At 60.3% G+C, this 22,232-nt stretch carries 18 protein-coding genes and 1 pseudogene; 8 read left to right on the forward strand and 11 right to left on the reverse strand.

Translation table 11 applies throughout. The annotated features are described in order from the left end of the window. Positions 1–104: 104 nt before the first annotated feature. The 3 genes from ABD833_RS03435 to ABD833_RS03445 all read left to right on the forward strand — a co-directional run bounded on the left by ABD833_RS03435 (position 105) and on the right by ABD833_RS03445 (position 5,144). On the forward strand, positions 105–557 hold the full coding sequence (locus tag ABD833_RS03435) for a hypothetical protein (RefSeq protein ID WP_345071003.1): 453 nt from the start codon (positions 105–107) through the stop codon (positions 555–557). Positions 558–747: 190 nt separating this feature from the next. Continuing rightward, the gene (locus tag ABD833_RS03440) at positions 748–1,782 is read left to right on the forward strand and encodes a PDDEXK nuclease domain-containing protein (RefSeq protein ID WP_345071004.1); all 1,035 of its coding nucleotides are present in this window, start codon (positions 748–750) and stop codon (positions 1,780–1,782) included. 170 nt (positions 1,783–1,952) lie between these two features. After that, positions 1,953–5,144, forward strand: coding sequence for a DEAD/DEAH box helicase (locus ABD833_RS03445; protein WP_345071005.1), 3,192 nt, complete (start codon positions 1,953–1,955; stop codon positions 5,142–5,144). Positions 5,145–5,559: 415 nt separating this feature from the next. Here the strand turns inward: ABD833_RS03445 and ABD833_RS03450 are convergent, their stop codons facing one another. After that, positions 5,560–7,101 carry a M1 family metallopeptidase gene (locus ABD833_RS03450; protein ID WP_345071006.1) on the reverse strand — a complete coding sequence of 514 codons (1,542 nt, stop codon included), beginning with the start codon at positions 7,099–7,101 and terminating at the stop codon, positions 5,560–5,562. 122 nt (positions 7,102–7,223) lie between these two features. Here ABD833_RS03450 and ABD833_RS03455 point away from each other — a divergent pair. Beyond that, positions 7,224–7,826, forward strand: a pseudogene (locus ABD833_RS03455) (IS630 family transposase); the annotation flags it as partial. 28 nt (positions 7,827–7,854) lie between these two features. Here the strand turns inward: ABD833_RS03455 and ABD833_RS03460 are convergent. The 5 genes from ABD833_RS03460 to ettA all read right to left on the reverse strand — a co-directional run bounded on the left by ABD833_RS03460 (position 7,855) and on the right by ettA (position 13,421). Next, positions 7,855–10,368, reverse strand: a complete 2,514-nt coding sequence (locus tag ABD833_RS03460) for a T9SS type A sorting domain-containing protein (protein ID WP_345071007.1) — start codon at positions 10,366–10,368, stop codon at positions 7,855–7,857. 239 nt (positions 10,369–10,607) lie between these two features. Further along, positions 10,608–10,886, reverse strand: coding sequence for a transposase (locus ABD833_RS03465; RefSeq protein ID WP_345071009.1), 279 nt, complete (start codon positions 10,884–10,886; stop codon positions 10,608–10,610). A gap of 8 nt (positions 10,887–10,894) precedes the next feature. Continuing rightward, complete coding sequence (locus tag ABD833_RS03470) at positions 10,895–11,260, reverse strand: IS5 family transposase (RefSeq protein ID WP_345071010.1); 366 nt, start codon at positions 11,258–11,260, stop codon at positions 10,895–10,897. A gap of 252 nt (positions 11,261–11,512) precedes the next feature. Continuing rightward, positions 11,513–11,635, reverse strand: coding sequence for a hypothetical protein (locus ABD833_RS03475; RefSeq protein WP_345071011.1), 123 nt, complete (start codon positions 11,633–11,635; stop codon positions 11,513–11,515). Positions 11,636–11,756: 121 nt separating this feature from the next. Further along, entirely contained in the window at positions 11,757–13,421 is a 1,665-nt protein-coding gene (gene ettA, locus ABD833_RS03480; protein ID WP_345071012.1) for an energy-dependent translational throttle protein EttA, read from the reverse strand. A gap of 456 nt (positions 13,422–13,877) precedes the next feature. Here ettA and ABD833_RS03485 point away from each other — a divergent pair, with 456 nt between their 5' ends. From ABD833_RS03485 to ABD833_RS03495, 3 genes are all read left to right on the forward strand, one after another. Beyond that, positions 13,878–15,194, forward strand: a complete 1,317-nt coding sequence (locus ABD833_RS03485; RefSeq protein ID WP_345071013.1) for a DUF349 domain-containing protein — start codon at positions 13,878–13,880, stop codon at positions 15,192–15,194. Between the two features lie 151 nt (positions 15,195–15,345). Beyond that, positions 15,346–15,567 (forward strand): DUF2795 domain-containing protein, encoded by a 222-nt coding sequence (locus ABD833_RS03490; RefSeq protein ID WP_019948259.1) that lies wholly within the window; start codon positions 15,346–15,348, stop codon positions 15,565–15,567. Between the two features lie 77 nt (positions 15,568–15,644). Next, entirely contained in the window at positions 15,645–16,388 is a 744-nt protein-coding gene (locus ABD833_RS03495) for an ABC transporter ATP-binding protein (RefSeq protein WP_425553558.1), read from the forward strand. A gap of 89 nt (positions 16,389–16,477) precedes the next feature. Here ABD833_RS03495 and ABD833_RS03500 read toward each other — a convergent pair whose 3' ends face one another. The 5 genes from ABD833_RS03500 to ABD833_RS03520 all read right to left on the reverse strand — a co-directional run bounded on the left by ABD833_RS03500 (position 16,478) and on the right by ABD833_RS03520 (position 20,829). Then, on the reverse strand, positions 16,478–17,656 hold the full coding sequence (locus ABD833_RS03500; RefSeq protein WP_345071016.1) for an FAD-dependent oxidoreductase: 1,179 nt from the start codon (positions 17,654–17,656) through the stop codon (positions 16,478–16,480). A 68-nt stretch (positions 17,657–17,724) separates the two neighbouring features. Then, on the reverse strand, positions 17,725–18,006 hold the full coding sequence (locus tag ABD833_RS03505; RefSeq protein ID WP_345071017.1) for a hypothetical protein: 282 nt from the start codon (positions 18,004–18,006) through the stop codon (positions 17,725–17,727). A 157-nt stretch (positions 18,007–18,163) separates the two neighbouring features. Next, positions 18,164–18,340: a hypothetical protein gene (locus tag ABD833_RS03510; protein WP_345071018.1), complete on the reverse strand. Its 177-nt coding sequence runs from the start codon at positions 18,338–18,340 to the stop codon at positions 18,164–18,166. A gap of 166 nt (positions 18,341–18,506) precedes the next feature. After that, the gene (locus tag ABD833_RS03515; protein WP_345071019.1) at positions 18,507–19,370 is read right to left on the reverse strand and encodes an LOG family protein; all 864 of its coding nucleotides are present in this window, start codon (positions 19,368–19,370) and stop codon (positions 18,507–18,509) included. A 199-nt stretch (positions 19,371–19,569) separates the two neighbouring features. Beyond that, on the reverse strand, positions 19,570–20,829 hold the full coding sequence (locus ABD833_RS03520; protein ID WP_345071020.1) for an ABC transporter permease: 1,260 nt from the start codon (positions 20,827–20,829) through the stop codon (positions 19,570–19,572). A 142-nt stretch (positions 20,830–20,971) separates the two neighbouring features. Between ABD833_RS03520 and queA the strand changes: the two genes are divergently transcribed. Further along, positions 20,972–22,021: a tRNA preQ1(34) S-adenosylmethionine ribosyltransferase-isomerase QueA gene (queA, locus tag ABD833_RS03525; RefSeq protein ID WP_345071021.1), complete on the forward strand. Its 1,050-nt coding sequence runs from the start codon at positions 20,972–20,974 to the stop codon at positions 22,019–22,021. The last annotated feature ends 211 nt before the right edge of the window (positions 22,022–22,232 follow it).

Genomic DNA, 22,232 nt, shown 5'->3' on the forward strand with positions numbered 1-22,232 from the left:
AATTAAGAATGAGGAATTAAGAATGAATAATTGCTGCCGGCGTGGCCGGGGCAACCATTGCTGATTCCTCATTCTTCATTTCTCACTTTTCATTCCGCAACATCATGGCACTTACTGCTTATCAGACCCAATTCAAGCGGCGCATGAAGCGCGCTATTCGACTTCGTGCTAAAGCCGACCAGAAGGCCCGGCGCTACACCAAGCTGCTCTCGGATGCCATCGGCGCGGCGGAGGACGCGGCCATGCAGATGAACGCGCTGAATCAGATTTACGGCGTGGACGTGAGCACCTATACGCTGCTCACGCAGGCGCTGCACGCCGACAGCGGGCAGGAAGTGCTGGAAGACCATCTGGCGCAGAGTACGCCGGGTGAGGAGGAGGTTCTTTTCAACCAGGTGCCGGATGGCAACGGCGGGCAGGAGCTGCCGGCTAATCCGCTGTTTGGCGAGGTTGTGGCAGGCACGCCGATTATCGCGCCGGCGCCGGTTGCCATGGCTGTTGCTCCGGAAAAGGATGCCGCGCCGGTAGCTGCGCGGGAAACGGAAACGCTGGATTAGCAGCTTTCCCGGGTATCAGCAACCGGCAAGGCCGGCCCCTACTTGTGAGGGGCCGGCCTTTTGCATGGGGAGGTAAAAGAACGAATCGGGCTGTCAGCATGGACTGGTGATTCTGCAGAGTGGCGCGACAGACCGGAGTAATTTTGCGGGGCGGCTTTCGCTTCCCTTAGCCGCTTTCTATCTTCGACCCATGCCTACTCTCCCACTCCCATCTGACTACCCGCAGTTCCTGGCGGAGCTGGAAGGCCACATCCGTGAGACGCAGGTGCGGGCGGCGTTGGCGGTGAATTCGGAGCTGGTGCAGCTGTACTGGCGCATTGGCCGGCAGATTCTGCAACGACAGCAGCAGCAAGGCTGGGGGGCCAAGGTCGTCGACCAACTGGCGCAGGACCTACGGCAGGAGTTCCCGGAAGCCTCAGGCTTCTCGTCCCGCAACCTCAAATACATGAGGGCTTTTGCTCAGGCGTGGCCGGATGCGTCAATTGTGCAACAGCTTGTTGCACAAATTCCGTGGGGCCATAATGTGCGCCTGCTGGACAAGGTAGCGGACCCGACCGAGCGGACATGGTACGTCCAGCAGACCATTGAAAACGGCTGGAGCCGCAACGTGCTGGCCGCGCAGGTGGAAAGTGGCCTCTACCACCGGCAGGGGCGGGCGGTGAGCAACTTCAGTCGCACGCTGCCCGCGCCGCAGTCGGAGCTGGCGCAGCAGATTCTGAAAGACCCGTACACGTTTGATTTCCTTTCGCTGGGGGCCGAGGCGCAGGAACGGGATTTGGAGCAGGGCCTGCTCGGGCATGTGCGCTCGTTTCTGCTGGAGCTGGGCAAGGGCTTTGCGCTGGTGGGCAGCCAGTATCACCTGGAAGTCGGCGGGCAGGACTACTACCTGGACCTGGTGTTCTATCACCTCCGGCTGCGGTGCTTCGTCATCATCGACCTGAAGATGGGCGAGTTTAAGCCCGAAGACAGCGGCAAGATGAATTTCTACCTGGCAGCGGCCGACGACCTGCTGCGCCACCCGACCGACCAGCCCACCATCGGGCTGGTGCTGTGCAAGAGTCAGAACCGGGTGGTGGCTGAATACGCACTGCGCGGCCTGAACCAGCCGATTGGGGTAGCAGAGTGGCAGCTTACGCGGGCCCTGCCCGCCGAGCTGCGCCGCAGTCTGCCCACGTCGGAAGAACTGGATGCAGCGCTTGGCGTGCCGGATTCCCCAGAGGCCTAGCGGCCGGCGCGGTGTAGCCGACGTATTGGGAGGCCTGTAGCACACAGGAAAATCCCGTCGGCAAACTAGCGGCGGCGCTTTTCAGGAGTGCAGGAAGGGCTTGTTGAAAATCGATTCATATTGCGCTGGGTGCGCTAATTTGTGCGCTCAGCTACTCTATCCATACTGTATTGGAAACCGGCCACTACGAAACCCTCGTCACGCAACAGCTGCGGGGCCAGCTTGCTACTTTAGAAACGGCGGTTTATGCCATTGCGGAGAAAAATCTGGGGGCCGATGACGCGGCCGTGTTTATCACGCGGCACCTGACGCAACTGCTGGGCAGCGTGCTCGGGCAGCTGGCGAAGAATGAGGAGGTGGGCGAGCAGCTGGCGCTGGCTAACGGGATAATTGCCTACCTGCAGGATAAGTCGGATGTGTTGGCGGCGGGCAGCCACCTGGCGCCGGAGGGGCAGCTGCTGCGGGCGGTGCTGCCGTGGCTGCAACTTCCACAGGCGACGCAGCATGATTCGGCCAAGCTGGGCAAGCACCTTGATGGGGTAGAGCCGGCGTTGCGGTTTTCGCAGAGCGACCTGTTCAGCGGAGGCAATTCGGAGCTGTCGATGGAGGCCGAGTTGAAAAAGGAAATAGCAACGGCTGACCGGATTGACTTCATCGTTAGTTTCGTGAAATGGAGCGGGCTGCGGTTGCTGCTGCCCGCGCTCCGGGCGTTTGCCGAGCAGGGCAAGCCGCTACGGCTGCTCACGACCACCTACATGGGGGCCACCGAACAGAAGGCGGTTGACGCCCTGGCTGCGCTGCCGGGAGCGGAACTGCGCATCAGCTACAATGCAGAGCACGAACGGCTGCACGCCAAGGCCTACCTGTTCAGCCGCAATTCGGGCTTTGATACGGCCTACATTGGGTCGAGCAACATGAGCCGCTCGGCGCTGACCAGCGGGCTGGAGTGGAACGTGAAAGTGACGGCCCAGGACAATGCGGCCATTTTGAACAAGTTCCGGGGCACGTTTGAAACCTACTGGAACTCGCCGGAATTTGAAGAATACAGTGGCCTACCTGAGCATCAGCAAAGGCTAGCCCAAGCCCTGCGCCAGGAGAAAAGCGGCGCGGCGGAGGCTGATTCACTGCCCAACTTCCGCATCCGGCCGTTTCCGTACCAGCAGGAAATCCTGGACCGGTTGGAGACCGAGCGCAGCCTGCGGGGGCACTTCCGCAACCTAGTGGTGGCAGCCACGGGCACGGGGAAAACCGTGGTGTCGGCGTTTGACTATGCCCGCTTTGCCAAGCAGTTTACCACGCTGCCGCGGCTGCTGTTTGTGGCGCACCGGGAGGAGATTTTGCGGCAGGCCCGCGCCACGTTTCGGCACATTCTGGGCGAGGCCAATTTTGGGGAATTGTGGGTGGGGACGGAGCAGCCGATACAGTTTGACTACCTGTTCGTTTCGGTGCAGACCTTCGCGTCGCGGCTGGATTTCTTTCAGCAAACCATCCCGCGGGACTATTATCAATACCTGGTGATTGATGAGGTGCACCACTTAGCAGCGGCTTCTTACCGGCCTATTCTGTCCTGGTTTCAGCCCACTATTCTGCTGGGGCTGACGGCGACGCCGGAGCGGGCCGACGGGGAAAGTATCCTGCCGGACTTTGATAACACCATTGCGGCGGAAATCCGGCTGCCCGAAGCCATTGCGCGCGGGTTGCTGGTGCCATTTCAGTATTTCTGCATCACGGACCCGGTGGACTACCGCAACGTGCGGTGGACCAATGGACGCTATGCCGCTGAAGACCTGACTAACGTGTACACCGGCAACGATGTGCGGGTGAGTGCCATTTTAGAGGCGCTGCAGCACTATTTGCTGGCGCCTCACCAGGCGCGGGCCCTGGGCTTCTGCGCCACGCGGGAGCATGCGCGGCTGATGGCGTCCAAGTTCCAGGCGGCGGGCCTGAAGGCCAGCTACCTGGCCAGCGGCGACACCACAGCCGAGCAGCGGCGGGCGGCGGTGGCGCAGCTGCGGCGCGGGGAGCTCAACTACCTGTTCGTGGTGGATATTTTCAACGAGGGCGTTGATATTCCCGAGGTGGATACGCTACTGTTCTTGCGGCCGACGGAAAGCCTGACGGTGTTTTTGCAGCAGCTGGGCCGGGGGCTGCGCCTACACGACAGCAAAGAGTGTTTGACGGTGCTGGACTTCGTGGGGCAGGCCCGGCAGGAATACAGCTACGAGCAGAAATTCCGGGCGCTGCTGGGCCGCACCGGCGGCTCGGTGCTGAGCGAAGCGGAGGCAGGATTTCCGCGCCTGCCCGTGGGGTGCAGCATCCAGATGGAGCGCGAAGCCATGCGGTTCATCCTCGACAACATCCGGGCGGCCACCGGCGAGAATGTGCGCGTGCTGGAACGGCGGATACGCATCTTCCCGCAGGAAAGCGCGCTGCCGCTCACGCTGGCCACCTTTTTGGCGCACACGCATTTTGCGCTGGTGGATATTTACCGTTCGCGCGGCGACCGGGGCTGGACGGCGCTGAAAGTCCGGGCGGGGGTGCTGGCTCCGCCGGAGTTGGCGGCCACCGAAAAGCAGCTGGTGGGCAGTGTCTGGCGGTTGGCGCAAGCCAACGGGCCGGCTTTTCTGGCATTTGTGCGGCGGGTATTTGAGGGAGTGGAGGACTTGACGGAGCTACTGAAGCTCCCGCTAGCCCCGGAAATGGGGCTCATGCTGCACTACCTGCTGTACCAGACGCCGGGGCCCAAGCTAGGGCTGGATTCGTTGCTGGACAGCCTGGCCACGCTGCGGGCCATGCCGACCCTGACGGCGGAGGTACTGGAGGTGGTGGACGTGTGCGAAGCGCAAATCAGCATTCCGCCCGTGGCCCTGGAGCTACCCTACCCCTGTGCGCTGCAGCTGCACAGCCGCTATGGCCGCGACGAAATCCTGTGTGCGTTTGGGGTGTGGACGTTTGAGCGCAATCCGTCCGTGCGCGAAGGCGTCTGCTACATAGCGCCACTGAACACGGAGCTGCTGTTCGTCACCCTCGAAAAGTCGAGCCGCAACTACTCCCCTACCACGCTCTACCACGACTATGCTATCAGCGACACGCTGTTTCACTGGGAGTCGCAGAACAGCACGGCGGAAGATACTCCGAAGGGCCTCAGCTACATTCGGCACCAGGCGCAAGGCAAAACCATTCTGCTGTTCGTGCGCGAGCGGAATCAGGATGCGGCGGGGCTGACGATGCCCTACGTGTTCCTGGGGCCCGTGCGGTACGTGAGCCACAAGGGCAATCGGCCCATGGCCATTACCTGGGAGTTGGCGACGCCGCTGCCGGGGTTCCTGTGGCACGAGGCGGGCAAGATGGCCGTGGGGTAGGGAATATATTTGCGGTGTGCACATTCAGCTGTGCGCACAGAAAGAAGCCTCTGTATCCATTGAAGCCTTGCGTTGCACGCGAGAGTCGTCGTAGGTGGTGCGGGGGCTTCTGCTGTTGATGAGGTGGCGATTTGGACATGACTGCGCGTTTTTGAACCGGCACCGAAGCACAAGGCCGCGCGATTGTTGCAGCAAGCTGCTGCACTATTGCCATTCTCATGCTTCTTGCCATATTCCCTTTAAAAAATGCTCCGCTGGCCAGCTGCCAACGGAGCATTTATATTTTCTAAGGAAGCCATAAATCATTCAAAAAACTGCCGAAACGTGGTCCCCTCAGCTCCTGCCTCCTGCTGGTATTCGACCGTCGGCAGGAGCCGAGGAGGACTGTCGCTCCCTGGCTTCGGGAAGTGCCTCACTAGCTCGGCGGGCGACCCAGCTCCACCGCGGCTCGGCTGTTGTCTTCCGGCCGACGGTCCACGAGTAGAAAATCGGGGTCGATGACGGCCTTTTGCGGAGCTGCGGGCAGGGTGAGGCGCAGTACTTTCCGGGGGCTCGTCACGAGTACGCGCTGCCGGTAGAGCACCTTGCTGCCCGCCCCGTACAGGGCCACATCGATGTAATCGTGCAAAGGAGCCTCCGTTTCCTTGCCGACCGGGTCCGCGTAGCGCTTGTGGGCCTCGATTTGGACAATGGCCTGGTAACGACCATCCGGCAAGCGTTGGTAAGCTACTTCCTGCAGCTGGTTATCATACAAGGTAATCCGCTTCAGCTGGTCCTGCACGAAGTAGTGGAGCGAATCGGGGGTGGCCCGCAGCAGGTAGCCGTAGAGGTCCTCCGAGGTGGGGTAGGGCGCGGGGCGGCCCTGGTAGTCGTGGATGAACTGGGATAGCGCGCCGTGGAGGCGTTTTTCACCGAGGTAGCTGCGCAGCGAATACAGCGCCAGCGAGCCTTTGGCGTAGTGAATGTGGGGCTGGTCCTCGTTGTAGAGCAGAGGCAGCTCATGCACCTTTTCGCTGGCCCGGCCGCGCAGGTAAAAATCCAGCGCGTAGCGCCGCAGGGTCAGCACCCGCGCCGGGCCGTAGAGCCGTTCCAGCATCAGGACCGAGAGGTATTCCGAGACAGATTCTGACATAAACGTGGCTCCCTGTACGGCCGCGCCGGTTACCTGGTGGCCCCACCATTGGTGGGCCATTTCGTGAGCTACCACCCGGTAGGTGCGGTCTACGTCGTGGTCGTCGGGGCTGGTCTGGGCGATGAAGCCGAGGCCTTCGGAATACGGCATGGTGCCCGGAAAAGCCTGGGCAAACTGTTGGTAGCGCGGAAACTCGATGATGCGGGCCTGCTGCTGGGGGTAGGCCCCGAACTGCTGGCCGTAGTAAGCCAGCGACGCGCGCATGGAGCGCATCATGCGGTCGAGGTTGTAGGGGTGGGCGGGGTGGTAGTAGATTTCCAGGTCGACGCCATTCAGCTTTTCGCGGCGCACCTTGTACCGGGCCGAGGTGATGGAATAGAAGTTGAGCACCGGCGCGGCCAGGCGGTAGTGGAAGTAGCGGTGGCCGTTCTGCTGCCATTCTTTCACGAGGGAGCCGGGGGCTACCGCAATCTGGTCGGGGCTGGTGCTCACCGTGGCTTCGAAGCGCAGGCGGTCGGCGTCGGTCGAAATGTAGGTATTGGCGTAGGCCGCCGAGTCGCTTTGCGGGGCCATGCGGGCCCGTTCGGGCAGGTTGAATTTCGCCCGGTCGGTGGCGCTTTCCAGCTCTCCCAGCCGGGTGTAGCCGATGGTGGGCGCCAGGTCGAAGTTGTTGAGAAAGGTGCCGTTGCCGTTAATCAGGGGCCGGGAAACCTTGTTTTCGAAGCCCCGGGCGCGGTAGTGGGCCGAGTAGCTCAGCACCAGCGAGTCGCCGGGGGCCAGGGCGGGCCGCCAGTGCTCACGGCGGCCGACGAGCCGCGGGTGCAAGCGGCCGTGCGCACCAACCGCCAGCCACTCAAAGAAGTGACGGCCACGTTGCGCCAGGAATTGAACAAAGAATTTTCCCCCAGGACGTTAAAGCGTTTTTTTAAAAAGTTGGTGGGACGTGGCGCCGGTTCCGCCACAGCCTGAAAACGGCCCAGGACCCGGAGGACTACGCCGACAAAGCCGAACGCCTGGCCGACTGGCAAGGGCTGGAAAAAGCAGGCCACATCGACCTGTTTTACGGTGATGAATCGGGCTTTTGCCTGACCTCGGCCCTGCCCTACGGCTGGCAATTCCCTGGCGAACAGGTCGCCACGCAGCCGTGTCACAGCCGGCGCTTCAACGTGCTGGGCTTCTACAACGCCACCACCAACGATCTGCATACCGCTGCCCGCGAAGGCTCCCTGAACGCCGCTTTCGTCATCGACACGCTCGATGCCTGGGCCGCCACGCGCCCCCGCCCCACCGTGCTCGTGCTCGACAACGCCAAAATCCACCACGCGGCCGCCTTTCAGGCGCGGCTGGCCGCGTGGGAAGACCGGGACGTCCATATTTTCTATTTGCCCCCCTACAGTTCCCACCTCAACAAAATCGAAACTCTGTGGCGCAAAATCAAATACGAATGGCTCCGTCCCGAAGCCTACGTCGATTTCAAGACCCTCAAAACCGCCGTCTGGCATATCCTCGACCGCGTCGGTCTGCAATACACTATCCAATTCGCGACCTGACATAGCCTAAATAAATAGGGCTCACTACTTAGCGGGTCACAGCCACTTTTTGCTGATAGGTACCGGCTGCCGTGGGAATGCGCAGCACGTACACGCCGGCCGCTACAGCGCCCAAATCGAGTTGGGCTTCCGCTTGGCGGGCAGGCAACGTCCAGGTGCGCACGGCGCGGCCGGTCAGGTCGAGCAGGGTAGCCTGCAGGGCCGTGGCGGCGACGGGCACGGCCACCGTAAGGTGCTGGCGGGTGGGGTTGGGGTATACTTCCAGCGGCAGGGCGGCGGCCGCGGCGCGGATGCTGCTCGCAATGGAGTTGGTGAGGCGGGCCAGGCCGATGCGGGGCTGCCCGGCCACCGAGCGGAAGCTGCCATACACGATGATTTTGTTGTCGGCAGGCTGCAGCACCGTGGCCGTTAACACGTCGTCGCCTATGAAAATGGCGCCCGGAATAACCACCGGAGCAAACGAGTTGTCGCGGCTGCCGTCGCTGTTCAGGCGTACCAGCGCGGTAGTGGCGCCGGAGGCTATGACGGCCAGAATACGGCCGTCGGGCTGCACCAAGAGCCCCCCGTAGAAGTCCGCCAGGCCAGGTAGGGTGCTGATTAGGCCGCCATTGGCATTGAGCCGAACGATGCCGAACGGCGTAGCCTGCCCGTCGAAGGTAGTAAAGCTGCCCCGCGCTAAAAACTCGCCGTTGGGCTGTTGAACTAAATTGAAAATGGTCGACCCGGCATTGGGCCCGGTGCCGAACGAGAACGTCGCATCGGGGGTGCCGTCCGCGTTCAGGCGAACGGTTTGGGTGGTAGTTACGGTGCCCGACGTTTCGGAGTAGTTGACTACAATTTTGCCGTTGGTCTGCAGGTAAGGGCTGAAGTAGGTGCGAAACAGCGAACCCACTGGCGGCGTGAACGAGGCATCGGGGTTACCATTGGGCAGCAAGCGCACCGTGCCGTTGCGGGTTCCGCTGTAGGCACCGAACAGACCAAACACCAGTATGCGGCCGTCGGGCTGCACCAACACATTTCGGATGTTCGAGGTGAAGGGCAGGAAGGGCTGTCCAAGAAAGGAGTTGTCGACCGCCCCCGAAGGCAGTATGCGCCGCAGCGTAGGGCCTGCAACCTGCTGAAAGAAGGCACCGTCGGGCTGCACGCCCAGCAGCGACGTTCCCGCCACGACATAAGAGGGGTCCAGGCTGCCATTGGCGTTTACACGGCGCACGTCGGTGGCCGCACCCGGGGCCGGGGTACCATTAAAGACGGTGAAGTTGCCGCGCACCAGCAACTGGCCGTTGGCCAGGGGCTCGACCTGGGCCAGGGTGCCCCGCGGTTCGAACAAAGGCGCAAACGTCGGGTCGTCGAATCCGGTGGCGCTAAGGCGTGCCAAACCAGTTTTGGCGTTGCCGTCGAACTGCGTTAGGCCGCCGCCCACCAGTATCTGGCCCGAAGCCAGCTCAGCCAGGGCTACTACGAAGTTGTTGGCGCCCGCGCGCAAACCAAAGTTGGGGTCCACCGCACCGCTGGGAAACAGCCGGGCCACCCGCATAGTGGCCGACCCATTGAACTGCACGAAGTTGCCGCCTACTAGAATATTGCCATTGCTTTGCAGCCGCAGGGTGAGCACCGAGCTGGCCGTGCCGGTGGCCGTGGTAGGGCCAAAGCCCGGGTTGAAGGTGTTGTCGAGGGTGCCATTGGGCAGCAGGCGGGTCACGCCCGGCGCGGGCTGGCCGTTGTATGTAGTGAAGAAACCCCCTGCCAGTATTTTGCCGTCGGGCTGTAGGGCCAGGGTTGATACTGTATTGTTGGGGCCGGTGCCGGGGCTGAAGGCCGCGTCTAGGCTGCCGTTGGGATTCAGCCGCACTAGCCGGCTGGTTTGCCCGTTGAAACTGGGAAAGCTACCGCCCACAACAATTTTGCCGTCAGGCTGCACCACAATGGCGTTCACCAGGCCCGATGGAACTCCCGCGCCAATGTTGAACGAAGCATCCGGCGTGCCGTTGGCGTTCAGGCGGACTAGGGCGCCGGCCGCACCAGGAGTGAAGCTGTTGCTGCCGCCCACCAGGATTTTGCCGTCGGGCTGCAGGGCCAGGCTGCTCAGCTGCCGAGTTTCACCCAACGGTACCTGGGCAAACGTGGCGTCGAGGGTGCCGTTGGCGTTGAGGCGGGCCAGGATGGAAACCGGCGTACCGTTGTAGACGGTGAAGCCGCCGGCAATTACAATCCTGCCATCGGGCTGCACCAGTACGGCCGAGATGAAGCCGTTGGCGCCCATGCCGCCGGGGTTGAAGGTGCCGTCGTTGGTGCCGTCCGCGTTCAGGCGCTGGATTTTGCTGGCCAGCACGCCGTTGGCGAAATCGAAGCCGCCCGCTACCAGAATTTTGCCGTCGGGCTGCACGGCCAGCACCTGTACGCCCGTTTGCAGCCCCCCGATGTAGGAAGCTTTCAGCACCGTGGGCTGAAACGTGGGGTCCAGCACCTGGGCCTGGAGCCCGGCCAGGCTGCTGAATGCCAGCAGCACAAGGATAAGAAAAGAAGTAAACTGGTGTTTCATGATTTTGAGCAGTTAAAAAAGCGAGATATTGTTTTTTTGCGTGATTTTATATGGCAAATCTAATAATCAGTACTCTTTAAACCAATGCTTTCGGTAAGTTTTATTTTCGGTGGGTGATCTGGAGCGTGTGGACAGCTGTCATTTGAGCCAGCACATGACGGAGGCGAGGTGAACCACGGCTAAATAGCACGCGGCTTTCTTGTCATAGCGTGTGGCGACGGCGCGATTCTGCTTGATTTTCAAGAAAACCGCTCCACTTTGTTGCGGTCTTGGTACAAATTCTTGTCGATTACACGCTCGGTGGTGCAATTTTTCTTTGAGGGAACGACCACTTCGGCCTCGTGCTCTTCCATACGCTCCACCACCGCGTTCGTGTCGTAGCCCTTGTCGCCGACGACGGCCTTGACCTCCGTCGGCAGGGACTCGATGATTCGCTCAAAGTGCTTGCCGTCTGCTTCTTGCCCGCCCGAAAAATGCACATACACCGGATTGCCCAACGCATCGGCCGCCGCGTGCACCTTCGTCGTCAGCCCGCCTTTGCTGCGGCCGAGTGCTTCGCCGCCCGCGGCTTTTTTTGGCCGGCGGTCTGCGGATGGGCTTTGACGCTGGTCGAATCGACGAGTACCCACTCCCAGTCCGGCTCCTGAATAGCGGTAAAGAGCCGATGCCACATTTTTTTGCCGGCCCAGCGGGCAAAGCGCCGGGCCAGCGAATTCCACTTGCCCAGTCGCTCGGGCATGTCCCGCCAGGAGACGCCGGTGCGAATACGCCACAAAACAGCGTTGATAAACAGGCGATTGGCTGTATTTGCGCCGCCCTGCTTCTGACAAAGGGTTTCCAGCAGCGGACGCAGAGCGGCCCATTCCCGATCCGTTAACTCGTGACGACGCATGCCGCAAATCTACGACAGCTGTCCACACGCTCTGGCATGGCGGCCAGTTCGGAAGCCGGGCGGCGGCCTACCAGCTCGTCACTAGTCAACAGAATCTGAATGCGTTGCCGCTTCGGCGAATGTGACTTGTATTTCTTCTACCACCCTGCCAGGGTCTGGCGTTCCGCAGTACTCAGATACAGGCGGTAAAGGGTCATATTGAGAGAACGTTTGAATCCCAAACGAATACGACCATTTAGTGTTTTTCAATCACTAGGCAGATACTGGCCCCTCCAACGCCTTACGCAACGCCGTTTGCAGCAGCTGCCCGGCCAACCGGCGGCGCTCGCGGATGCGCTGCTCCAGGGCATCGCCGTGCTGCTCCAGCTTCGCCACGAGGCGGTGCTTCGACTCGCTGGTATTGGGCAGCTAAAATGCGGCTAAAGCTACAGTCATCAAAAGACAAAGGGACGCCGGAAACAAATCCGGCGTCCCTCTTTCATTCGGCAGCAGATGCCTACCCCAGCTTCTTATACCGAACCCGTTTCGGCTCCACGTCCCCCAGGCGCTTTTTCTTGGCTTCTTCGTAGTCGGAGAAGTTGCCCTCGAACCAGACCACTTCCGAGTCGCCTTCGAAAGCGAGGATGTGGGTGGCCAGCCGGTCGAGGAACCACCGGTCGTGGCTGATGATGACGGCGCAGCCGGCAAAGTTTTCCAGCGCGTCTTCCAGGGCCCGGATAGCGTTGATGTCCAGGTCGTTGGTGGGCTCATCGAGCAGCAGCAGGTTGGCGCCCTGCTTGAGCGTGGTGGCCAGGTGAACCCGGTTTCGCTCCCCGCCCGAAAGGCTGCCGACCTTCTTCTCCTGGTCGCCGCCGCGGAAGTTGAAGTTGCCCACGTAGGAGCGCGCATTCACCGGCCGGCCGGCCAGCAGCATGGTTTCGGTGCCGCCCGAAATCGTTTCGAACACCGACTTGTTGGGGTCCAGCGTATCGTGCTGCTGATCCACGTAGGCGTACTGCACCGTGGGCCCAACCTCGAAGCTGCCTGCATCGGGCTGGAGCTGCTCGGTAATCAGGCGGAACAGCGTGGACTTGCCCGCGCCGTTGGGCCCGATAATGCCCACGATACCGCCCTGGGGCAGCGCGAAGCTCAGGTTCTGAAACAATAGCTTGTCGCCGAAGGCCTTGGTGATGCCGTGAGCCTCGATAACCTGCCCGCCCAGGCGGGGACCATCGGGGATGAACAGCTCCAGGCGCTGCTCTTTTTCCCTGGCTTCCTCGCTCACCAGCTTGTCGTAGCCGGCTACGCGGGCCTTGCTCTTAGCCTGCCGGGCCTTGGGCGACATGCGCACCCACTCCAGCTCCCGGGCCAGGGTTTTCTGGCGCTTGCTCTCGGTTTTCTCCTCCTGGGCCAGGCGGTTCGACTTCTGCTCCAGCCACGAGGAGTAGTTACCCTTCCACGGAATACCTTCGCCCCGGTCCAGCTCCAGAATCCAGCCCGCCACGTTGTCGAGGAAGTACCGGTCGTGGGTCACGGCTATCACCGTGCCCTTGTACTGCTGCAGATGCTGCTCCAGCCAGAGCACCGATTCGGCGTCGAGGTGGTTGGTGGGCTCGTCGAGCAGTAGCACGTCGGGTTCCTGCAGCAGCAGGCGGCACAGGGCTACGCGGCGCTTTTCGCCCCCCGAGAGGTTGCCGATGATGGCGTCGCCTTCGGGGGTGCGCAGGGCGTCCATGGCCCGCTCCAGCTTGCTGTCGAGGTTCCAGGCGTCGAGGTGGTCGAGGCGCTCCTGCACGGTGCCCTGGCGTTCGAGCAGCTTGTCGAAGTCGGCGTCTTCGGCCCCGAAGGCCTCGTTGATTTCGTCGAACTCCTTGAGCAGGGCCACGGTTTCGGCCACGCCTTCCTGCACCACTTCCAGTACCGTCTTGGCCGGGTCGAGCCGGGGCTCCTGCTCCAGGTAGCCCACCGAGTAGCCCGGGGAAAACACCACGTCGCCCTGAATCTGCTTGTCGACGCCGGCAATAACCTTCAGCAGGGAGGACTTGCCCGAGCCGTTCAGACCCAGCACCCCGATTTTGGCCCCGTAGAAAAACGAGAGGTAGATGTTTTTGAGAACTGTTTTCTGCGGCGGGTACACTTTGGTCACGCCGGCCATCGAAAAGATAATCGTCTGGTCGCTCATCGGAAAGTTAGTAAGCGTTGAAGTACGGAAGGAAATTGGGTAAAAGGCCAGGCTTGAGCGGCGCTCCTGGTAGTTAACCCCTGAAAATAGGGCAGCGGCCGGGTAAACATCGGCCCGGCGCGCTTCAAATTTCAGGTATTTAACCGAAACCAGCCCTGAAATCTAACTCGGGCCCGGTTATTCTGGCCCTGGTCAGGCTTACTGGCTGACCAGAAAAGATTTACCCCACCGGGCCGGGCTTAACCTTAGCGCTTTCTCTTACGTTGGTCAGCCGGAAACCCGGGCCGGGGTTGAGTACCGGACCACAATCAGCCGATTCCCCGGCCGTCGTTCCGGGTTGCGCCAATGGATCCGGGAAGCTTATTTGCCAGCCATACCGTAAACTTGTAAAGCATTCCGCTCTGACTTCCTTTCCGGCCACCTATACCGTTCGGCGTTACCCGCGCTATTTAGTTTATGGAACAACCTGATCACTTACTGGCCGAAGCCCGCCGTTATGGCTACATCGAGGGCGACCAGGTGTGGCGCCGCGCCTTCATGGAGCTGCCGGCCCGGCAGGTAGGGCTGGTAAAAGACTCGGATGAGGCGGCGCTGCTGTACTTCGCTCAGCGGTTTGAGCTGTTTCGCGGCAAAGTAGAGGAGCTCCTCCAGAAGATGGAAGAGTCCGACAACAAAGGCTCCTTCCTGATGAAGGCGCTGCATCTGAAAGGCCAGATTGGCGGGTTTGACGGCCTCGGTGATTTTGAAGCGCTCCAGCGGCGGCTGACGGACGCCGAGGAGGCTATCAACGTTACCATCGTCCGTAACCGGGAAAAGAACCTGGCCACTAAAATCGGCTTGCTGCAGGAAGTAGAAGCCCTGCGCGACACCATCGACTGGCAGGAGGCGAGCGACAAGCTTAAGGACCTGCGCCAGGGCTGGATCAAAACCGGGCCGGTGGAAAAGCAGCTGACGGAGGAGCTGGAAACCCGCTTCCATTCGGCAGTAGAAGATTTTTTCGGCCGCAAAAAGGAATTCATCGCCGAGAAAAAGGCAATGACCAACCGGGTGTTCGACAAGTACAAGGACCTCATTCATAAGTCGGAAGCCCTCCAGAACTCGAACGACTTCGACGAAACCACTAAAAAGCTCAAGCAGCTGCAGCTGGACTGGCGCGAAGTGGGCGGTGCTTTACCCCGCAAGCAGGCCAATGAGCTCTGGACGCGCTTCCGGGCCGCGCACAACCACTTTTTTGAGCGTCTCAAGGAGCATATCAGCACCAAGCCCCGGCCTGATGCCAGCGGCGGCAGCACCAGCGGCGACGACAACCTGACCCGCAAGCGCGCCCTGGTGGCCGAAGCTGACGCTCTGCTCAACCGTCCCATGAGTGAAGCCGTGACCCGGGCCAAGGAGCTGCAGGCCGCCTGGAAACAGGTCGGCCCCGTGCGCGGGGAGGATTCGGACCGGGTGTGGGAGCAGTTTATTCTCGCCTGCGACAAGGTGTTTGAGATGAGTGCGCTGGAGCACTTCGTCCGCAAGCGGCAGGCTACCGCCGGCACGGCCGCCGGTGCGCCGGCGGAGCAGGTGCAGGTACGCATTCAGGCCCTGCGGGAGTTTCTTAAATATGACCGGCAGGAACAGGACGTGCTGGAGGAAAACCTGGGCAAGCTCAGCGACGCGCCCGGTAACGAAACCTTCCGCACTATGCTCCAGGGTAAAATCCGGGCCTTCGAGCGAAAAACCCGCACCAAAAATGAGCTGATTGAAGTGCTGCGCGGGCGTCTGACGGCGTAAGCCAACATTCCCGTAGCGTTTACGTTGTGCCAGCTAAAGCAACCTTAGCTGACCTGTTGAGTTGTCTTAACAGACCGATAACATCCCCTCGCCGGATAATTGGCTTGAAACCACTACTTTTGCCCACCTTTTTTTTGTAGCACCAACGACTATGTACTGGACTCTGGAACTCGCTTCGTATTTGGAAGATGCTCCCTGGCCTGCCACCAAGGATGAATTGATTGACTACTCTATCCGCTCGGGGGCCCCGATGGAAGTGGTAGAGAACCTGCAGGCACTGGAGGACGACGGCCAACCCTACGAAAACATCGAGGAAGTATGGCCCGATTATCCGACCAAGGAGGACTTCATGTTCAACGAGGACGAGTATTAAGTGAGTAATGAGTACTTGGTATTGAGTAGTTAGAAATTTTCTATGCCTGCCTCTGGGCTGCATATATCTCACTACTCATGTCTCAATACTCAATACTGATAGAGAATCTGGTTGCGGGGTACGAACAGCGCGTTCTACTCCGCAACCTTTTTTTGTGCGTTCCGCAGCCCGCCTTCGTCGCCATTATCGGCCACAACGGCTGCGGCAAAACCACGCTGTTTCGCGCCCTTACCGGCCAGATTCCCTACCAGGGCACTATCTGGCTGGGGCCGCAGGAGCGGCGCACCGTGCGCCGCCCGGACGCCGGCGGGAAGCTGGCCCATCTGCCCCAGCGCAGTTCCGTCGGCTTTCCGATTGAAGTGCGCGAGCTGGTAGTCATGGGCCGGTTTCGCCACCACCGGTTTCTGAGTGCCTACCAGCCGCTGGACTATGCTTTGGCCGAAGAAGCGCTGGCCCACGTCGGGGTCGCCCACCTGGCCCGCCGCGACTTCACCGAGCTTTCCGGGGGTGAGCAGCAGCTGGTGTGGCTGGCCCAGCTGGCCCTGCAGGATGCGCAGCTCTATCTGCTCGACGAGCCCACCCAGCAGCTCGATGTGTACTACCGCCGCCGCGTGTTCAGCCTGCTGCACAGCTGGGTGACAGAGCGGCAAAAAACCGTCCTCTGCATCACCCACGACCTCGACAACCTGGCCACCCTACCCGGCTACCTGCTGAATCTGTCGCGGCCCCAGCCCCAGCTGCAGGTATTGTCGGCCCCCGTAGTGCAGGCCGAACGGGAGTTTCTCGAAAGTGAGTCATCAGTTGCCGGTTATCAGTTGTGAGTTGCCGGTTGTGAGTTGTGAGTTGTGAGTTGCCAGGATTGAACGAACTGGCAACTGGCAACTGGCAACTCACAACTGGCAACGGATAACTACCTTCTCCCGGGCCGGCCGCGCAGGACGTGGCCGATGGAGCGCAGAAATGGCCACGGTGTTACGGACTGCATTACCTGCAGGTTTTCGGCCCAGCTAGTGCGCTCGTCGAGGAAGCGAAAGATGCGGCTGATAGGATTGTGGGCAAAGAGTTGACCGAAGATGTCGCGCACCGTTTCGCCCCGGCGCTGCATGATGTCGAGCAATAGCGCATCGAAGACATGGAACTGCCACTGGTCGCCGGTGGGGTCAGCGGGCGGGTGACCGGTGGCGGCCAAGGACTCTACCAGCCGGGCCGAGTGGCGCTGAATGCGGGCAAACGTGTAGCCGGTGCTGGGCTTGGAGCGCCCAGCGCGGGTGCCCAGATTCAGGACGTGGGCACTTACGCGGGCCGGCAGCGGGTGGTCGGTCATCGGGATGGAGCCGCCCTCCTCAGCCAGGATGCGGTAGGGCTGGCCAGGCAGACGCCGGGCTAGGTAGTCGTGCAACGCCGCCTCATACTCCGCCTTGGGCAGCGACTCGGGCGAAAATACGGTGAACTCCACTAGGGCCCGGCGTGGACTCAGAGGCAGCGAATACACAAAGCGGACCTGCTGTTGTTGTGCCACATCAAAGTCCATGAATTGCACGGCCGACACGTCGAACACGTCTTGGTCGGTCTCGATTTCCCAGCCCAGAAAGTGCTGTTGCAGGTAGCGGTAGCGGGCAGGGCGGGGCATCAGCCGGGGCAGACGGCTATCGAAAGCGTACCGTGCCCGCCAGCAGCGGCCATCGGTGAGCGTGGCCATTATGCCGATGCCGTCAGCTTGCTCGCGTAAGGCCTCCACCCGGCCGGTTATGCGCTGGAACTGCGCCGGCCGGGCCGCCAACGCCTGCTGTACGAACTGGTAGAAGTCCTGGCTACGCAGCATCCGATAGCGGTACTCTCCCAGATCAATGCGGCGGGTTTCGTGAGGCGTGCGGAAGATGAACTGTCCCCACTGGTGCGCAATAATGGCGTCGTAGGGGCCGGGCTCGTCGGACCAGAAACGCCAGGTGCGATCATGCCGGGCCTCCGTTTCGGGCTCGATAATCGCAACCCGCTGCCCAGCCAGGCGCGGCTCTTGGCTGATATGGTAAGCCAGGCTCAGGCCCGCCGCCCCGCCGCCCACTATCACGTAATCGAAATCGTATTTCACGTCCGCAAGAAAAGCATCCGCTGGGGAATAATGTTTCCGGCCAGTGCTTTTAGCAACAAATGTTCGGTTTACTCCTCCGATTCCGCTGACGACTTTATCAAATCCCGGATAGCGTCCAGAATATCGGAATCAAGCTGGGTGCTGAAATGCTGGCGGCCGGATAAGATGCTCACGTTGGAATTCAGCCGGTCCACCCACAGCCGCTCGTTTTCCTGGTAGCCCGAAGTATACGGATCGTCGTCGGAAAGCAGTACGGTCAGCTTACTACCCGGAATCAGGCGGCGGGCCGCATCATAGTCGATGGGCGCACGAATCCAGGTCAGAATATCCTGCCACGGGCGGTCTACCAAAAACCAGCCCGCCCCGCGTAACCCGCCACCCACTTGCGGGGCATTTGGGCGGGTGGGTCTTCGCTGCCTGCGCCAGATAGTGCAGAATAGCCAGACAGCCTACACTGTGCCCAACCAGATAAATATCCTGGTTCAACTGCTCTGGTGGCATAGCCAGTTACGCATTGGCCTGCTCAATAGTAGGCAGGTCCCAAGCGGGCATCGTCAGCAGGTGAACTTCATAGGTGAAGGCTGCCGACGACGCTTCCAGTTGGCGCTTTGGCCATGGGTGCCAGTCGTCGGTGGCGGCTCCGGCCCACCGGGGCACAACGTAAACGTGCCTGATTTTGCTCATAAAGCCCAAAGGGTTGGTTTAGAAAAACAAACTGGCCCAGGCCAGAATATTCCGGGTTAATTTAAACTGAACCCAAAATAGTACCGCACGGATGTTCCCACAGGATGAACCACAAAAAAAGCCGGACGCAAGCGCCCGGCTTTCCAGCATACCTTTTGCCCGGACTTTAGAAGTTTGGCGAAAGCAGATACTTCGAATAGAAGTCGTCGATGATTTTCACGGCCGAGGCGGCGTCATCCACCAGCTGCACGAGGTTCATGTCTTCGGGCGAGATATTGTGCTCGTCTTCCAGCATCACCTGCTGAATCCAGTCGAACATCCCCTGCCAGTACTTGGTACCGACCAGCACGATGGGGAAACGACCGATTTTCTTGGTCTGAATCAGCGTGATGGCCTCAAATAGCTCGTCCAGGGTACCAAAGCCACCGGGCATACCGATGAAGCCCTGGGCATACTTGACGAACATCACCTTGCGCACGAAGAAGTAATCGAAGTTGATGACTTTGTCCGGGTCGATGTAGATGTTATGGAACTGCTCGAAGGGCAGCTCGATGTTCAGGCCCACCGAGCGGCCGCCTTCGGCGCGGGCCCCTTTGTTGCCGGCTTCCATAATGCCGGGGCCGCCGCCCGTGATAACGCCGTAGCCGTGCCGGACCAGCTTGGCCGCAATTTCCTCGGCCATCTGGTAGTAGGGGTTATCCGGCTTGGTGCGGGCCGAGCCGAAAATAGACACGCAGGGCCCGATTTTGGACATCTTCTCGAAGCCCTCCACGAACTCGGCCATCACTTTGAAGATTTGCCAGGAGTCGGCAATCTTGATTTCATTCCAGTCCTTGTCCACGAAGGCCTTACGAATGCGCTGCTCATCATCAACCTGCACGGTCCGTTCGCCATGGGTCTGCTCCCGGATGTCGCTGATGGTAGTGACTTTGTTGTCGTTGATGTCGGGCTGGTGGATCGTTTGGCCGCTGCCCGCGTTCAGCACTTCATCGGAGAGCTTGGTGCGGCTCGTTTTTTTGAGTTTGGTCATGGCTACGGATGGGATTGGCAGGGCCGGCCGAAGGCAGAAACGCCCGTAGCGGTACGGCAGACCCGCTGGTGAAAGAATTCCGGATAACGGCAAAAAGAAAGCCGCCCCGCCGAAGCGGAGCGACCAAAAGTAGGGAACCGCAAGTTAACAATTTGTTAACATTCGGCTTGGCCCATTGTATTTGGGTTAAGCCCGCCGCCTACTTGGAGCGGATGGCAATAACGGGGTCCATGTTGGAAGCCAGCACGGCCGGCACAATTCCCGCCAGCACTCCGATTACAACTGAAACCGTGAGCCCCAGCGTGATATTGCCCGCCGACAGCGCCAGCGGCAGCGCATCCTGCGGAATCAGGGTAATCAGAAATACGAGGAAAATACCAACGCCGCCGCCCAGCAGGCACAGGAAAATAGCTTCAAACAGAAACTGAAACAGAATGAAGTAGTTTTTGGCCCCCAGCGACTTCTGAATCCCGATGATGTTGGTCCGCTCCTTCACCGATACGAACATGATGTTGGCGATGCCGAAGCCCCCGACCAGCATAGCAAAGGAGCCTATTACGGCGCCGGCTACCCCAATGATGGAGAAGAGCTGGGAAATAGCGTTGGCCAGCATTTCGGGGCGGTTCAGCGCGAAGTTGTCTTCGACCCGGGGCTTGAGGGCGCGGATGTTGCGCAGCACGCCTTTCAGCTCGTATTCCAGATCGAGCAGGCCCGGATCAGTATCGCTGCCTTTCACCCCGATAGACGGCGTCACGCCGGTCATGCCCCCGGTGTTGAGGGCGAACATCTTGGTGAACATGCCGAAGGGAATGATGCAGTTCGTATCGTTGCCCGTGATGCCGAGCACGTTTTTGCCGGCCTTTTCCATGATGCCAATCACCACGAAGCGCTGCCCCCGGGCCTTGAGCACCTGGCCGATGGCCGAGCCGTTGGGGTAGAGACTTTTCGCCACCTCATCGCCGATGATGGCCACCCCGCGGGCACTTTCAATTTCCTGGGGGGTGAAGTAGCGTCCTTCTACCAGGGGCACATCGGAGATTTTGCGGAAATCGTAGGTCACGCCCTGCAGCATGCCGCCGCTCATGCTGTTGGAGCCCGCTTTGAAGGTATTGCCGGAATTACCGGCGAAGATGGCGACGCCTTTACTGTTGGGGCCCAGCGTTTCCTGCAGCCGGCGGTATTCGCGCACCGTGGGCACCGGACGGTTGAAAAACTTCCACCACGGGAACTTCGCGTCGAACACCCAGGGCCACTTGTCCACGTAAATCACCTTGTCGCCGACGAAGCTCATGCTCTGGCGCACGTTGGCTTCCAGCGAATCGACGACGGCGAAGACCGCGATGATGGCGAAGATGCCGACCGTGACGCCCAACAAAGACAAAATAGTGCGCAGCAGGTTCGATTTGAGGGCTTGCCACGCGAAGCGGAAGCTTTCCAGGGTCAGGCGCAGAGCGAGCATCGGGGAGCGAGGTTAACGAAAGGACGGAATGGGCCTAAACAACGGATTTCGGGCGAAAAGTAACGATTTATCCGGCCATTCTATGTACTTTTGCCAACCCAAAATTTTGTTAGATTCCCCCCGTATTGCCCAAAAGTTGCCCATGAAACTGTCTGAGTTCAAATTTGATCTGCCTGAAAACCTGCTGGCGCAGCACCCGGCCAAACATCGTGACGAGTCGCGCCTGATGGTTCTGCACCGCGACAGCGGCAAGATCGAGCACCGCGTGTTCAAGGACATCATCGAGTACTTCGGCGAGGGCGACACATTCGTGCTCAACGACACCAAGGTATTTCCGGCCCGCCTCTACGGCAACAAGGAAAAGACCGGGGCCAAAATCGAAGTGTTCCTGCTCCGCGAGCTGAACAAGGAAATTCACCTCTGGGATGTACTCGTGGACCCGGCCCGTAAAATCCGCGTGGGCAACAAGCTCTACTTCGGCGAAAGCGACATGGTAGCCGAGGTGATTGACAACACCACCTCGCGCGGCCGGACCATCAAGTTCCTGTTCGACGGCTCCGACGAGGAGTTCTACAAAGCCCTGCACGACCTCGGCGAAACGCCCCTGCCCCGCGAAGCCATTACCCGCGAAGCGGAGCCCGCCGACAAGGAGCGGTACCAGACCATCTACGCCAAGCACACCGGCGCCGTAGCCGCCCCTTCGGCCGGCCTGCACTTCACCCGCGAGGTGATGAAGCGCCTGGAAATCAAAGGTGTGGAAGTGACATCAGTGACGCTGCACATAGGTCTGGGCACGTTCCGCCCCGTAGACGTGGAAGACCTGACCAAGCACAAGATGGATTCCGAGAATTTCATCGTGCCGGCAGAAGCGGCGGTGGTGGTGAACAAAGCCCTGGACGCCAAGAAGCGCGTGTGCGCCGTGGGTACCACCTCGATGCGGGCGTTGGAATCGTCGGTATCGGCTAACAGCCGGCTGAAGGAAAACCAGGGCTGGACCGACCGGTTTATCTTCCCTCCGTACGAGTTCAAAATCGCCAATGCCCTGCTCACCAACTTCCACATGCCCGAAAGCACGTTGATGATGATGACTTCGGCCTTCGCCGGGCACGCCCTGCTGACGGAAGCCTATAAGCTGGCCATCAAGGAGAAATATAAGTTCTTCAGCTACGGCGACGCCATGCTGATTCTGTAATTGGGTCTTGGGAGCTTGGGGACTTGGATTTTGTTCTCTGCCGCCCTTTACCTTTCCTGAATAGGACTTACGCAAAACCCTCCTGGTGCCATTTCACGCAGTGTTTCGCAGTGTTAAACCGCAGTGTTTCGCAGTGCGAGGACGTTAAGAAGCTGTTTGAGTTAGCAGAATTTGAGCACCCGTTTGATGTTTGCCAAGCTAATCCATGCGT

The organism is Hymenobacter fastidiosus, from assembly GCF_039539565.1.
Classification (GTDB): domain Bacteria; phylum Bacteroidota; class Bacteroidia; order Cytophagales; family Hymenobacteraceae; genus Hymenobacter; species Hymenobacter fastidiosus.

Bases quoted from the DNA above. Each gene is read 5' to 3' on its own strand.
- ABD833_RS03435 (WP_345071003.1), top strand. From the start codon at position 105: ATGGCACTTACTGCTTATCAGACCCAATTCAAGCGGCGCATGAAGCGC.
- ABD833_RS03440 (WP_345071004.1), top strand. From the start codon at position 748: ATGCCTACTCTCCCACTCCCATCTGACTACCCGCAGTTCCTGGCGGAG.
- ABD833_RS03460 (WP_345071007.1), bottom strand. From the start codon at position 10,368: ATGAAACACCAGTTTACTTCTTTTCTTATCCTTGTGCTGCTGGCATTC.
- ABD833_RS03470 (WP_345071010.1), bottom strand. From the start codon at position 11,260: ATGCGTCGTCACGAGTTAACGGATCGGGAATGGGCCGCTCTGCGTCCG.
- ettA (WP_345071012.1), bottom strand. From the start codon at position 13,421: ATGAGCGACCAGACGATTATCTTTTCGATGGCCGGCGTGACCAAAGTG.
- ABD833_RS03485 (WP_345071013.1), top strand. From the start codon at position 13,878: ATGGAACAACCTGATCACTTACTGGCCGAAGCCCGCCGTTATGGCTAC.
- ABD833_RS03490 (WP_019948259.1), top strand. From the start codon at position 15,346: ATGTACTGGACTCTGGAACTCGCTTCGTATTTGGAAGATGCTCCCTGG.
- ABD833_RS03495 (WP_425553558.1), top strand. From the start codon at position 15,645: ATGTCTCAATACTCAATACTGATAGAGAATCTGGTTGCGGGGTACGAA.
- ABD833_RS03510 (WP_345071018.1), bottom strand. From the start codon at position 18,340: ATGAGCAAAATCAGGCACGTTTACGTTGTGCCCCGGTGGGCCGGAGCC.
- ABD833_RS03515 (WP_345071019.1), bottom strand. From the start codon at position 19,370: ATGACCAAACTCAAAAAAACGAGCCGCACCAAGCTCTCCGATGAAGTG.
- ABD833_RS03520 (WP_345071020.1), bottom strand. From the start codon at position 20,829: ATGCTCGCTCTGCGCCTGACCCTGGAAAGCTTCCGCTTCGCGTGGCAA.
- queA (WP_345071021.1), top strand. From the start codon at position 20,972: ATGAAACTGTCTGAGTTCAAATTTGATCTGCCTGAAAACCTGCTGGCG.